Origin of the sequence: Cognatiyoonia sediminum, from assembly GCF_900129845.1 — a bacterium.
Taxonomy (GTDB): Bacteria; Pseudomonadota; Alphaproteobacteria; order Rhodobacterales; family Rhodobacteraceae; genus Cognatiyoonia; species Cognatiyoonia sediminum.
In genome coordinates this window covers 116,000-128,383 of the sequence record NZ_FQXB01000006.1, presented here as the reverse complement: position 1 = coordinate 128,383, position 12,384 = coordinate 116,000, and the positions used below count along the sequence as shown (strand labels likewise).

Here is a 12,384-nt window from a genome sequence, read left to right as displayed (position 1 = left end):
CAATCGATCAAAACTTCCTGACCTTTCGTCAACGTGCAAATGACGCCACGTTACGTTTACGTCAACGTCAACATTGGTTGTAAGGTTCGAGTCGGACGCACAGGTGCTGCGGGCCGATCACTGCATTGGCTCAACCGGAATTGCGAATGGAATTTTGTTATGACGACTGAAACCATGAATATCCGCGAAATGTGCGACGCATTCGACGTCACACCTCGCACCTTGCGTTTTTATGAAGCCAAAGAACTCCTCTTCCCCATGCGTGAAGGCCAAAAGCGCCTGTTCACCAAACGGGATCGCGCGCGTCTCAAGTTGATTTTGCGCGGCAAGCGATTTGGCTTCGCCCTCGAAGAAATACGCCAGCTTCTCGACCTTTATCACATGGATGATGAACAAGAGACCCAGCTGAGCAAATCTTACGAACTTGCTGAAAAGCATCTTGCCGACATGGAAGCCCAAAAAGCTGAGTTGGAAGAAGCCATTGGTGAGCTCAAGAAACAAATGGAATGGGGTGCCGCCAAATTGGACGCACTCGCAAAACAGAAAACGGCAGCAGCCTAAATTGGAAAGACGATAGACGATGCCCAGCTATACAGCACCGACCAAAGACCTCCAATTCGTTCTTCATGACCTTCTAAAGGTCAGCGAACAGGACATCCCCGGCTTTGAAGACCTTGACCGCGACTTCACAGCGGCGGTTTTGGAAGAAGCAGGCAAAGTATCGTCTGAAGTACTGGCGCCTTTGAATGTTGTCGGGGACACCGAAGGCTGTGTCCTCGAGAACGGCGTCGTACGCACACCAACGGGCTTCAAAGAAGCTTTTGAGCAGATGAAAGAAGGCGGTTGGACTGCCATGGACGTGCCGGAGGAATTCGGCGGCCAAGGGCTTCCATACATCATGCACACAGCCGCACAGGAACCCATGGTCAGCGCCAACATGGCGTTTAACATGTACCAAGGCCTAACCCACGGTGCCCTTTCGGCTATCTTGGCGCACGGCTCTGATGCACAAAAAGCCATGTACTTGCCCAAACTCGCGTCTTGCGAATGGACAGGCACAATGAACCTGACAGAGCCGCACTGTGGTACGGACTTGGGTCTGATGCGCACAAAGGCGGTTCCTCAGGACAATGGCACGTACAAAGTGTCCGGACAGAAGATCTTTATCTCTGCCGGTGAGCACGACATGGCCGAGAACATCATTCACTTGGTGTTGGCAAAAATCCCTGGTGGCCCAGACGGCATCAAGGGCGTGTCCCTCTTCATCGTTCCCAAATTCCTGCACGACGAATACGGCAACATCGGCGCCCGCAACGGCGTAAGCTGCGGTAAGATCGAAGAAAAAATGGGTATCCACGGGAATTCCACCTGTGTGATGAACTATGACGAAGCCGAAGGCTACCTGATCGGGGAAGAGCACAAAGGCATGCGCGCCATGTTCGTCATGATGAACGAAGCGCGTTTGGGCGTAGGTCTTCAAGGCTACGCACAAGCCGAGGTTGCGTATCAAAACGCAGTCGCTTACGCGAACGACCGTTTGCAAGGGCGCGACGTGACCGGGGCAAAGAACCCAGATGGCCCAGCTGACCCACTGATCGTGCACCCAGACATCCGTCGTAATCTGATGGATCAGAAATCCTTTACCGAAGGCGCGCGCGCATTCACCTATTGGGGTGCAACCCTGATCGACCGGGCACATAAGAACGGCGACAAAGACGCTGATGGTTTGATTTCTTTGATGACGCCTGTGGTCAAAGGCTTCCTTACCGACAAAGGTTTTGAGTACGCAACAGCGGCACAGCAGGTTTACGGCGGCCACGGCTATATCGAAGAATGGGGCATGTCCCAGTTCGCACGCGACGCTCGGATCGCCATGATCTACGAAGGCGCGAACGGTGTTCAAGCGCTTGACCTCGTGGGCCGGAAACTGGCGCAGGACGGTGGTAAGCATGTCATGGCCTTCTTTGAGATGATCAAAACCTTCATCAAAGAGAACGAAGGCAACGAAGCACTGAAAGCTGACTTCCTTGATCCGCTGAAAGAGGCGTCAAAGGATCTGCAAGCCGCTGGCATGTATTTCATGCAAAACGGCATGACGAACCCAAACAACGCTCTGTCCGGCTCCTACGACTTCATGCACATGATGGGCCATGTTTGCCTCGGCCTGATGTGGGCCCGCATGGGCAAGGCCGCGATGGAAGCGCTCGAAAGCGGTGCGTCCGACACAGAGTTCTACGAAACCAAAATCGCAACCGGCCGCTACTACATGGCGCGCCAATTGCCTGCCACAAAGCTGCATTTGGCCCGGATCAACACAGGCGCCGATACTGTGATGGCTCTGGAGGCTGCGAACTTCTAATTCTAGGGTGGGCGTGCACGCGCCCACCCTAACCACATTGAGGACCAGATGCCCAAACGCCTTCGCCTAACCCGCCGCTTCCCTGTCGCAATGACCGAAGATGGCTACCGCAGGCTGAAACGGTTCGCGAAAGAGAGCACTCTGGAAGAAGGAGAGGCACTGTCGTTTCTGTTTGAGAACTTCGATAGCGTCCTAAACGAAGACACGTTTGGACACCGCCTGAAGATTTTTCAGACGGAGCTACCAGACCGAAAGAAATAGCGAAGGGAGGTCGCGATATGACAATCAAACTGCATTGCTTCGGCGAAAGCGGAAACGCCTACAAAGCCGCCCTCGCCCTCGAACTCGCAGGGCTTGAGTGGGAGGTTGTCAAAGTTGATTTCTTCAACGGCGGCTCCCGCACCGACGCCTATCGCGAACAGAACGTCATGGCAGAGGCCCCGCTTTTGATCGACGGCGATTTCAGCCTCAGCCAGTCCGGCGCCATTCAGCAATATATCACCGACAAAACCGGCAAGTTTGGCGGTGAAGCTGCAGAGAAATACGAAGTTCTGCGCTGGGTCTTGTGGGACAATCACAAACTCAGCTCTCAAGCTGGCATGACCCGCTTTTTGATGAACTTCCTTCCCGAAGACAAACGCCCAGAACAAGTCATCAAGTTCAGCCAAAGCCGTCTCGCTGCGGCTTATAATACTTTGAACATGCACCTAGAGGGACGTGATTGGATCGTTGGTCGCAACGTCACCAATGCAGACCTCTCCTGCTGTTCCTATCTCTATTACCCAGAACCCTTTGGATTTAACCGCACCGATTTTCCCAATATCGACCGTTGGCTGGGCAACATCTCAGCACTCGACGGTTGGAAACACCCCTATGATCTGATGCCCCGAGCCTTCCCCGGCGCATCCTGAAGGAGACGACAATGACAGAAGCCTATATCTACGATGCCGTACGCACCCCGCGTGGCAAAGGCCGCAAAGACGGCAGCTTGCATGAGGTGACATCAGCACGCCTTTCCGCAGGTGTTTTGAATTCCCTTAAAGAGCGCAACGGCCTCGAAGGCCACGCGGTCGAGGACGTGATCTGGGGCAACGTGACCCAAGTTGGCGAACAAGGCGGCTGCCTTGCACGAACCGCTGTTTTGGCCTCCGACCTTGATGAAAGCATCCCAGGCCTTGCCATCAACCGTTTCTGTGCGTCTGGTATGGAAGCTGTGAACCTCGCCGCGAACCAAGTCAAAGGCGGCGCAGGCCAAGCTTACATCGCTGGCGGTGTCGAAATGATGGGCCGTGTGGCCATGGGCTCCGACGGTGCTGCGATTGCGGTTGACCCATCCATCGCGATGGACACGTATTTCGTGCCACAGGGTATTTCAGCTGACATCATCGCAACCGAATATGGGTTTTCGCGTGATGACGCCGACGCACTAGCTGTCGAAAGCCAAAACCGCGCAGCAGCAGCTTGGGCTGACAATCGGTTTGAGAAATCCATCGTTCCCGTCAAGGACATCAATGGCCTGACGATCCTCGACAACGACGAATACATGCGCCCCGGCACGGACATGCAGGCGCTTGGGTCTTTGAACGCGTCGTTCCAGCAGATGGGTGAAGTGATGCCGGGCTTCGACAATGTTGCCCTGCTCAAATACCCGCATCTGGAAAAAATCAACCACATCCACCACGCGGGTAACTCCTCTGGTATCGTGGACGGCTCCGCAGGCGTTCTGATCGGTAACAAAGAGTTCGGCGAAGCACATGGCCTGAAACCTCGCGCACGCATCAAAGCGACCGCAAAAATCGGCACGGATCCAACCATCATGCTGACAGGACCGGTTCCAGTGACCGAAAAGATCCTCGCGGATTCAGGCATGTCGATCAGCGACATCGACCTTTTCGAAGTGAACGAAGCATTCGCTTCCGTTGTTCTGCGCTTCATGCAGCGCTTTGATGTCGATGACAGCCTCGTCAACGTTAACGGCGGCTCTATTGCGATGGGCCACCCGCTGGGTGCGACAGGCGCGATCATCATCGGCACATTGCTGGACGAATTGGAGCGCACCGGCAAAGGCACCGGCCTCGCCACGCTCTGCATCGCGTCCGGCATGGGTGCGGCAACAATCATCGAAAGGGTATAACTGCATGGCCTCACCCCGAGACCAGGAAGCATTTGACATCGTTCAAGACCTGCTGGACCGGACGGACGAAGCCTTCTTCGCCGCTGACATGCCAGTCTTGGCCTCAACGTTGCACCTTCCTTACCACTTCGGGGTGGGATCAAGCGTCATCAGGATCGAAACCTACGAGGAGTTGGTCGCAGCATTTGATTGGTACCGCACCTACGTCACAGACCTTGGTGCAACAAACTGCAAACGCACATGTTTGAAGGCCAAGTTCAAAACGCAAGATGTGATCATCGCGACCTTCGATCTGACCTTTTTTGATGGCGATGGAAAGGTCGTGTTGGCCGCGGAGCCTTCGGAGACCGTCGCAATGTACCTTGGGCTGGAATGGCGGTTTTGCACGTCGGACAGCAAAACGAAAATAGATACGGATTTTGAGAAACCCGTTCGAGACGAAATGAACAAAGCGAGAAAGCGGTAAGTTCCAACACCGCGCGCTGAGAAAGAGAGAAAAGATATGACTGACTTTACAATGGCCACAGACGCCGATGGTGTCGCCGTCATCACTTGGGACACAGTTGGCAAATCCATGAACGTGATGAACCAACAAGGATTTGTTGATCTCAATGCGCTGGTCAACGAAGCGCTTGTCGATGACGCCGTGAAAGGTATCGTCATCACCTCGGGCAAAGAAGGCTCATTTGCTGGTGGTATGGATCTCAACATCATCGCGAAGATGAAGGAAAGCGCGGGCGAGAACCCTGCCGCTGGCCTGATGGACGGCTTGATGCAGTGTCACGGTGTTCTGCGTAACATCGAACGGGCTGGCATGGACCCAAAGACAAACAAGGGCGGCAAACCAATCGCAGCGGCCCTGCCCGGCACAGCGCTCGGCATCGGGTATGAAATCCCGCTCTCGTGCCACCGCATCTTTGCCGCAGACAACCCAAAAGCAAAAATTGGCCTTCCTGAAATCATGGTCGGTATCTTCCCAGGCATGGGCGGCACCACACGCCTTGTACGTAAGATGGGCGCGATGGCCGCATCACCGTTCCTTTTGGAAGGCAAGCTGAGCGATCCAAAGAAAGCCAAAGCGGCTGGTTTGATCGACGAAGTCGTGCCTGCTGACGAATTGCTTTCCGCTGCGAAAGCATGGGTTCTTTCCGAACCTACAATCGTCAAACCATGGGATGAGAAGGGCTACAAAATGCCTGGCGGCGCGCCCTACCACCCTGCCGGCTTCATGACCTACGTTGGCGCCTCTGCCATGATCAACGGTCGCACCAAGGGCGTCTATCCTGCGGCAAAGGCCCTGCTATCCGCCGCATACGAAGGCGCATTGGTTCCTTTCGACACAGCGATCAAAATCGAAGCCCGCTGGTTCACACATGTTCTGATGAACCCATCGTCGGAAGCGATGATCCGCTCCCTCTTCATCAACAAAGAAGCCTTGGAGAAAGGCGCAAACCGTCCTGATGTCGATGATCAGAAGGTCAAGAAAGTTGGCGTTCTGGGCGCTGGTATGATGGGGGCGGGTATCTCTCTCGTCTCCGCCTTAGCTGGGATCGAAGTTGTCCTGATCGACCGTGATCAAGACGCCGCCGACAAAGGCAAATCTTACACTGCCGATTACATGGACAAGGGGATCAAGCGCAAAAAGGCGACTGAAGAGAAGAAAGAAGCCGTGCTTGGCCTGATCAACGCCACAACAGATCTCGAAGCCCTCAAAGGCTGCGATCTGATCGTTGAAGCCGTGTTCGAAGACGTGGGCGTCAAGGCCGATATGACGAAGAAAGTCGAAGCCATCGTCGGCGAAGACTGCATATTTGCCACCAATACTTCCACACTCCCGATCACTGAACTTGCGAAGGCCTCTGTGCGTCCGGAACAGTTCATCGGCATCCACTTCTTCTCCCCAGTGGACAAGATGATGTTGGTAGAGATCATCAAGGGTAAAGAAACAGGCGACCGTGCGGTAGCCAAGTCGCTCGATTTCGTGCGCCAGATCCGCAAGACACCAATCGTCGTAAACGACGAACGGTTCTTCTACGCCAACCGCTGCATCATCCCTTACATCAACGAAGGGATCCGCATGGTTAAAGAAGGCGTGGAGCCTGCGTTGATCGAAAACGCAGCGAAGCTTGTTGGTATGCCGCTCGGCCCTCTTCAGCTGACGGATGAAACCTCCATCGATCTCGGCGTAAAGATCGCGAAAGCCACGAAAGCGGCAATGAGCGACGATTACCCGAATGAGGAAGTCGACCAAGTTCTGTTCTGGATGTTTGACGAAGGCCGCTTGGGCCGCAAATCAAACTCCGGTTTCTACGCCTACGACGAAAAGGGCAAACGCCAAGGTCTGTGGGAAGGTCTAGCGGACCAATACCCAGTTGCCGACGAACAGCCTGAACTCCTTGAAGTGCAGCACCGCCTGCTCTTTGCACAAGTCCTCGAAGCGGTCCGTGCGTTGGAAGAAAACGTGCTGGAAGACATCCGCGAAGGCGACGTTGGAGCGATCCTAGGCTGGGGCTTTGCACCTTGGTCCGGCGGCCCATTCAGCTGGCTCGACATCATCGGCGCGCCATACGCCGCAGAACGCTGCGATCAGCTTGCCGCAACCCACGGCGAACGCTTTGCGACGCCGAACCTATTGCGTGAAATGGCCGATAAAAACGTTTCTTTCTACAGCATCTACGGTGCCGGCAAAGCCGCTGCTTAAGCGTCGGAAAAACAAAAAAGGGGCGCTGGCCACCCGCTAGCGCCCCTTTTCTTATGCAGCTTGTCTTTGATCTAGCATGACCTCTGCGCCCACCGCTTGCGGGCAATGGAACATTGCCGCAACCGACGTGCGAAGAACCTCATCCTGCGCAAACAGGATCTGTGTCGACAGCAAAGGCTCAAGAACCACGCGCGGTTTGATCCCCCAATGCCCCGAAAGGTCACTGGCTCGGATCATTGCGAATGGGTCAACGAAGGCCTCCGCAGACATATCAAGATCAAAGATAACATCCTGTTCGGGCAGCATCAGTATCTCACCCTGATTGCCAAAAACGCCCTTGGGTACCACCATCACACTTGCCCCGAGAGGCAAGCGCTCTCGGCGAACATCAGTCACGGGCTGATATCCACCGTCAAAGGTCAGCAACCGCGTCCCAGATTCCACCGCTTCAACGGGGATTTGGCCCGCTGTTGTGATAACCTTCTGTCCGGAAAGCAAACCCACATGTGGCACAGAATGCCTGTCCCCAATTTGCAAGATTGAGGACTCTACCGCCGTATCAAGGGTTAACGATGCACTATCCATACCTCACCCCCTTTTTTTTTGTGTGAAACGCTCAAAAATAGGAGCGGATCACTTTTCATAGAGGGTGATGCAGATGCCCTTCATTGGCCGAAAACATGGTAAGAATGTGGCATTGATTTTGTAAGAGCTACAGTGTCGGAAAAAATCCGCATTCATTCCAAATCAGAAACAATAGCCATATCTTTGAATGTCACCCTGACACACCTCCGCCACAGCATCGCGCGTGTCGGCATCAAAATACGACCGATAATCCCGCTCCCTCTCGGATTGATTGAGATGCGGAATCTCTAGTTCAAACTCAAGGTGGTCCCATAAAGGTTCCAGGTCAGTTTCGAGATGCTCTAGCCGTGCAACCAGATTGGCATGATCCACACCTCGGCGGTCCGATGTATAGGCCGCAACAGGGTTGGCTTTCAGAGAACGCAGAACCGCTGGCTCTTTCGCAAATTGCTCGAACTCCAATGATTTGGCCAAGCCAATAACCGGATGATCAAAACTCCGCCCCCGCGCCCAGCTGTAATAGCTCACCATCCGGTCCCACGGATTGCGCACCAACGTCACCACAAACCAATCCTGCATCTGATCCGGCGTGACCACACCCTCAATATCCGCCAAGGTCGAATGTTTCCAAAGCCGGCCAGCCGCGGTGAGTGACGCCAGTCTCCCCTTGCGACGCAGTGCCTTGGGTGTATCGCCGATCAAAATGTCATCTTTCTGCGCCCGCTCCTCCAAGGCCGACGCCAAAGACGTACCACCTGTTTTCGGCATATGCGCAAAGATATATCGACGGCCCGGAGAGATGATCATGCCACCACCATGGCCGATCAAAATCCATCTGTCTCACTCAAAACCTCTATTGTCTGACATTTAAATTTCTGCATAACTTCCACACCACAAAGGGAGATGCGCCATGGGTTGGATGTCAGACGAAACAGGGCTGGAAAAATGCACGGCGAACTATGCGCCGTTGACACCGCTGAGCCATCTACAAAGAGCCAACATCGTTTACCCAGAACGCACAGCACTGATCTACGGCGATCATCAGCTGACCTATCGCCAATACCACGCCCGCGTCTCGCGCCTTGCCTCGGCGCTTACAAAAATCGGTGTCAAATCAGGCGATGTGGTCGCGACGATCCTACCGAACACCCCTGCGCAATCCGAAGCCGCCTTCGGCGTACCCGCCTGCGGTGCGATCCTGAACACGATCAACACGCGGCTCGACGTCGACACCATCGCCTACATTCTCGATCATGGCGAAGCAAAAGTCGTCCTCGTTGACAGCCAATTCCTGCCCGCCCTTATGCAAGCTGTGGACCTCATGGAAGGCCAGCCACCCGGCATCGTCGAAGTGCCCGACCCCATCGCAGGCGTTGCCGGCATCGGCAAACAAATCGACTACGAAGGTTTCATCACGACCGGCGATCCGGATTTTGAATGGATCATGCCGGAGGACGAATGGGAAAGCCTCGCGCTCAATTATACCTCCGGCACCACAGGCCGTCCAAAGGGCGTCGTTTACCATCATCGCGGCGCGTATTTGATGACAATGGGCACGCCGATCAGCTGGCGCATGACGCTGTTCCCGACGCTGCTGCAAATCGTACCACTCTTTCACTGCAATGGCTGGAACCACACATGGATGATGCCTGTGATGGGCGGAACCGTTGTCTGCTGCCGCGACATCACGGCCAAAGCGATCTATGACGCCATCGCAGACCATGGCGTGACCCATTTCGGCGGTGCTCCCATCGTTTTGAACCTGATCGTCAACGCCACCGAAGAGGAACGCCGCCCTTTCGACCGCACGATCGAGGTCTTCACCGCAGGCGCGCCGCCTGCGCCCGCAACACTGGAAGCCATTGGCAAACTCGGTTTCAACATCACGCAGGTCTACGGCCTCACCGAGACCTATGGTCACGTCACCGAATGCGTCTGGATCGACGAATGGGATGATCTTCCTGCCGAAGACCAAGCCGCGATAAAGGCCCGCCAAGGCGTCGCTTATCCGCAGATGGAACATATCACGGTCGTCGATGATCAATTGCAGCAGGTCACCATGGACAGCGGCACGCAGGGTGAGATTGTCATGCGCGGCAACTCCGTCATGAAAGGGTATTTCAAAAACCCCGAGGCGACCGCCAAATCCTTTGCGGGTGGCTATTTCCATTCCGAAGACCTCGCCATCCAACACCCTGACGGCTACATCCAAATCTCTGACCGCGCCAAAGACATCATCATCTCTGGCGGCGAAAACATCTCCTCAGTAGAGGTCGAAGGCGCCCTGATGCACCACCCTGCCGTCAACCTCTGTGCGGTTGTGGCCAAGCCAGATGAAAAATGGGGCGAGGTTCCTTGTGCCTTTATCGAACTCAAAGACGGCGCCAGCGCGGATGAAGCGGAAATGATCGCCTTCACTCGCGAACGCCTCGCAGGGTTCAAATGCCCTAAGAAAGTAGTGTTCCAGGAACTTCCCAAAACATCGACAGGGAAGATTCAGAAGTTCGAATTACGGGCTTTGGCGAAGACGTACTGATCGGCTTCAATACGACAGCGCCACCCAAACATGCACCGCGATCAGCGGGGCAATTGCCACGGACAGCCCAATGTGGATGGAAAACCACGTCAGATACGCCCCGCGTGTTTTGTACCGCATGACCTCTTTGTTCAGAATGCCGGTGATCCCGATCAGAATGAACAGCACGGTGATCGCCATCATCCATGTGTGACCCAACCGCGCCGCATGAAGACCGAACAGGATCACAGCCGCAACCCCCGCCCAACGGTGGATCACCACATCGCGCCGCGTCATATCCCCAATCCAGCGCTTTCGTAGCAGATACCACTGGTAAATCATCGTCGACAAAAGCCCGACACCCGTGACGGATTGCCACGCAAACTGGATGTTAGGGGATAGAACAACGCCCTGCCAACCCACACTCAAAGCCACAGCCGCCAAGAGCAAACCGACAAGCCCTATCAGAGCGTAGGGCGTACTCAAGATGCTCAACGTCCGCGCAATCATTGCGCCACCTCCGCCTCAGACTGCAGGATCAATTCATCCACGATCGAGGCGGACGCCGCCGCACGCACCTCGGTCAAAAACGTCTCAAGATCGGGCAAGGCGAGCTTGCCTTGATCCGGCCAATCGCTACCGATCTCGATCGGTTCAGCAAAGCCCGATACTTTATCCAGATACTGCGTGTAGGCTTCCGCGACCGCTTCAAACGTGGCCTCTGTCGTCGCCAAATACTCATCGGCCCCCAAAACCGCATCAGGATAGGTCCATGTCGTCGCCCCCATAACGTCACCCAATTCCCAATCCACCTTTGGACTATCGGCATGCTCATTGTGACAGGTCACACACGGCTGAGCGGAAGCGATATCAGGGAACATCCCCACCACCCCAACTTCCTCAATCTGAGAAAACACGGGCTCGCGAGAGCTTTTCACAATCCCGGACGCCTCCATCTGAGCCGCATCAAACAGGTTCGATTTGTTGATCGGCTCATCAGACCCAAGATTTAGGCTCAACCGCGTCGGCTTTGCCTCAAGCCGCGCCGCGGCAAGGCGCAAAAACAGCGCAGGCAGCGGCCCCTTTTCCACATCCGGTTCGGCCCAATCCTCTCCAAAGCCCAAGCCAACCTGCTTGCCCGGCCCGACGATCCGGCTGGTGTAAATCTGCCGCGCGGCTTCGTTCACCGAATTGACGGCCCTGAAAACATGCTCAACCTCTACAGCCCGCGCCGCGGTCTGTCTTTGACCGCTTTCCTCCAACGGCGGCGGTGCCGAAACAAACAAATATATCGCGAGGCAAAAGATGCAGCCCGCTAAAACCAATCGAAATGTGCTCATGGGCCCTTGGCCTCATATAGTTTCTCAGTTCCGTAAGGGTTGGGCCCATCCGCCAAATACGCCTCCAACGCATCCACATCGAACGCGGCGTCCAGCAACTTCGGCGCTTCATAGGCATGGTTCCCGTGAAAATCGTGGCAGCCCAAACAGCTGCCCCAGTTTTCATCTTTGATCAGCTGGAGATGGCTCACATCCAACGGGTCCGTCTTCAGCTCCAAATCGCCGTGGCAAGCGACACAGAAATCCACCTGCGTAAAAGCCCGTTCGTTCGTGTGCTCCGTGTGGCACCCCAAACAGCTTGTGGCGTCGACAATCTCTTGCGCGTCTTGGAACCGCGCCTCACGGAAGCGGTAGATCGGATGGCGCTCATTCGGGCGTTCGTGGCAACCCAAACACGTATCCGACGTCACAGGGTGATAGCCGAAATCCACTGCCTCAGACCGCGCGCCGACGACATAGCGTAAGTTCGCCTGGATCTGCTGCCGCCAAGTTGCATCTGGCGCAATATGGCAATCCGAACAGCCCAGGTTCGCATGATCCACCTGGATCGGACCATGTGCAACAGTCCGAAGAACGGTTTGATTTTGAAAGGCCGAAACCGCTAATGCGCCAAATGGGATCAGCAATAAAAGTGCTGCATATTTTATGTGTTGCGGTGTCATAGCCCCTACCGCTTAAAATTCTTTAGCCCGACAAATTTTGACGCGCACCCTTTGGCTAAGCCCACATGGTTAAGGGAGGGTTAATTGC

Annotated in this window: 13 protein-coding genes; 8 read left to right on the top strand and 5 right to left on the bottom strand. The window is 55.0% G+C overall.

All coding sequences use genetic code 11. The features are described from left to right. The first annotated feature begins 159 nt into the window (after positions 1-159). From BUA85_RS14900 to BUA85_RS14870, 7 genes are read left to right on the top strand one after another with little or no spacing between them, the layout of a single operon-like run. Positions 160-561: a MerR family transcriptional regulator gene (locus BUA85_RS14900; protein ID WP_072902556.1), complete on the top strand. Its 402-nt coding sequence runs from the start codon at positions 160-162 to the stop codon at positions 559-561. Between the two features lie 19 nt (positions 562-580). Further along, on the top strand, positions 581-2,359 hold the full coding sequence (locus BUA85_RS14895) for an acyl-CoA dehydrogenase C-terminal domain-containing protein (RefSeq protein WP_072902456.1): 1,779 nt from the start codon (positions 581-583) through the stop codon (positions 2,357-2,359). A 48-nt stretch (positions 2,360-2,407) separates the two neighbouring features. Beyond that, entirely contained in the window at positions 2,408-2,620 is a 213-nt protein-coding gene (locus BUA85_RS14890; RefSeq protein ID WP_072902454.1) for a hypothetical protein, read from the top strand. A gap of 17 nt (positions 2,621-2,637) precedes the next feature. Further along, positions 2,638-3,270, top strand: a complete 633-nt coding sequence (locus BUA85_RS14885; RefSeq protein ID WP_072902452.1) for a glutathione S-transferase family protein — start codon at positions 2,638-2,640, stop codon at positions 3,268-3,270. A gap of 11 nt (positions 3,271-3,281) precedes the next feature. Next, entirely contained in the window at positions 3,282-4,493 is a 1,212-nt protein-coding gene (locus BUA85_RS14880; protein WP_072902450.1) for an acetyl-CoA C-acetyltransferase, read from the top strand. A gap of 4 nt (positions 4,494-4,497) precedes the next feature. Beyond that, on the top strand, positions 4,498-4,959 hold the full coding sequence (locus BUA85_RS14875) for a hypothetical protein (RefSeq protein WP_072902449.1): 462 nt from the start codon (positions 4,498-4,500) through the stop codon (positions 4,957-4,959). A gap of 36 nt (positions 4,960-4,995) precedes the next feature. Further along, a complete protein-coding gene (locus BUA85_RS14870) occupies positions 4,996-7,194 on the top strand; it encodes a 3-hydroxyacyl-CoA dehydrogenase NAD-binding domain-containing protein (RefSeq protein ID WP_072902447.1) in 2,199 nt (732 codons plus the stop codon). A 51-nt stretch (positions 7,195-7,245) separates the two neighbouring features. Here BUA85_RS14870 and BUA85_RS14865 read toward each other — a convergent pair whose 3' ends face one another. Together BUA85_RS14865 and BUA85_RS14860 are read right to left on the bottom strand one after the other, a co-directional pair. After that, complete coding sequence (locus tag BUA85_RS14865) at positions 7,246-7,779, bottom strand: Hint domain-containing protein (RefSeq protein WP_072902446.1); 534 nt, start codon at positions 7,777-7,779, stop codon at positions 7,246-7,248. A 162-nt stretch (positions 7,780-7,941) separates the two neighbouring features. Further along, entirely contained in the window at positions 7,942-8,586 is a 645-nt protein-coding gene (locus tag BUA85_RS14860) for a sulfotransferase family 2 domain-containing protein (protein WP_072902554.1), read from the bottom strand. 103 nt (positions 8,587-8,689) lie between these two features. Here BUA85_RS14860 and BUA85_RS14855 point away from each other — a divergent pair, with 103 nt between their 5' ends. After that, entirely contained in the window at positions 8,690-10,315 is a 1,626-nt protein-coding gene (locus tag BUA85_RS14855; protein WP_072902444.1) for an AMP-binding protein, read from the top strand. 6 nt (positions 10,316-10,321) lie between these two features. Here the strand turns inward: BUA85_RS14855 and BUA85_RS14850 are convergent, their stop codons facing one another. Genes BUA85_RS14850 through BUA85_RS14840 form a run of 3 tightly spaced genes read right to left on the bottom strand, consistent with a single transcriptional unit; the run spans position 10,322 to position 12,296 of the window. Further along, complete coding sequence (locus BUA85_RS14850) at positions 10,322-10,804, bottom strand: hypothetical protein (RefSeq protein ID WP_072902443.1); 483 nt, start codon at positions 10,802-10,804, stop codon at positions 10,322-10,324. Then, positions 10,801-11,634, bottom strand: coding sequence for a c-type heme family protein (locus BUA85_RS14845; protein ID WP_072902441.1), 834 nt, complete (start codon positions 11,632-11,634; stop codon positions 10,801-10,803). The genes BUA85_RS14850 and BUA85_RS14845 overlap by 4 nt, the downstream gene beginning before the upstream one ends. Then, the gene (locus tag BUA85_RS14840) at positions 11,631-12,296 is read right to left on the bottom strand and encodes a cytochrome c3 family protein (protein WP_072902439.1); all 666 of its coding nucleotides are present in this window, start codon (positions 12,294-12,296) and stop codon (positions 11,631-11,633) included. Before BUA85_RS14840 ends, BUA85_RS14845 begins: the two co-directional genes overlap by 4 nt. Positions 12,297-12,384: the final 88 nt, after the last annotated feature.

What these genes read in the sequence shown, in the direction of transcription:
- BUA85_RS14845 (WP_072902441.1), bottom strand. Translation starts at nt 11,634, where the DNA reads ATGAGCACATTTCGATTGGTTTTAGCGGGCTGCATCTTTTGCCTCGCG.
- BUA85_RS14875 (WP_072902449.1), top strand. Translation starts at nt 4,498, where the DNA reads ATGGCCTCACCCCGAGACCAGGAAGCATTTGACATCGTTCAAGACCTG.
- BUA85_RS14865 (WP_072902446.1), bottom strand. Translation starts at nt 7,779, where the DNA reads ATGGATAGTGCATCGTTAACCCTTGATACGGCGGTAGAGTCCTCAATC.
- BUA85_RS14880 (WP_072902450.1), top strand. Translation starts at nt 3,282, where the DNA reads ATGACAGAAGCCTATATCTACGATGCCGTACGCACCCCGCGTGGCAAA.
- BUA85_RS14890 (WP_072902454.1), top strand. Translation starts at nt 2,408, where the DNA reads ATGCCCAAACGCCTTCGCCTAACCCGCCGCTTCCCTGTCGCAATGACC.
- BUA85_RS14850 (WP_072902443.1), bottom strand. Translation starts at nt 10,804, where the DNA reads ATGATTGCGCGGACGTTGAGCATCTTGAGTACGCCCTACGCTCTGATA.
- BUA85_RS14900 (WP_072902556.1), top strand. Translation starts at nt 160, where the DNA reads ATGACGACTGAAACCATGAATATCCGCGAAATGTGCGACGCATTCGAC.
- BUA85_RS14855 (WP_072902444.1), top strand. Translation starts at nt 8,690, where the DNA reads ATGGGTTGGATGTCAGACGAAACAGGGCTGGAAAAATGCACGGCGAAC.
- BUA85_RS14860 (WP_072902554.1), bottom strand. Translation starts at nt 8,586, where the DNA reads ATGATCATCTCTCCGGGCCGTCGATATATCTTTGCGCATATGCCGAAA.
- BUA85_RS14840 (WP_072902439.1), bottom strand. Translation starts at nt 12,296, where the DNA reads ATGACACCGCAACACATAAAATATGCAGCACTTTTATTGCTGATCCCA.
- BUA85_RS14870 (WP_072902447.1), top strand. Translation starts at nt 4,996, where the DNA reads ATGACTGACTTTACAATGGCCACAGACGCCGATGGTGTCGCCGTCATC.
- BUA85_RS14885 (WP_072902452.1), top strand. Translation starts at nt 2,638, where the DNA reads ATGACAATCAAACTGCATTGCTTCGGCGAAAGCGGAAACGCCTACAAA.
- BUA85_RS14895 (WP_072902456.1), top strand. Translation starts at nt 581, where the DNA reads ATGCCCAGCTATACAGCACCGACCAAAGACCTCCAATTCGTTCTTCAT.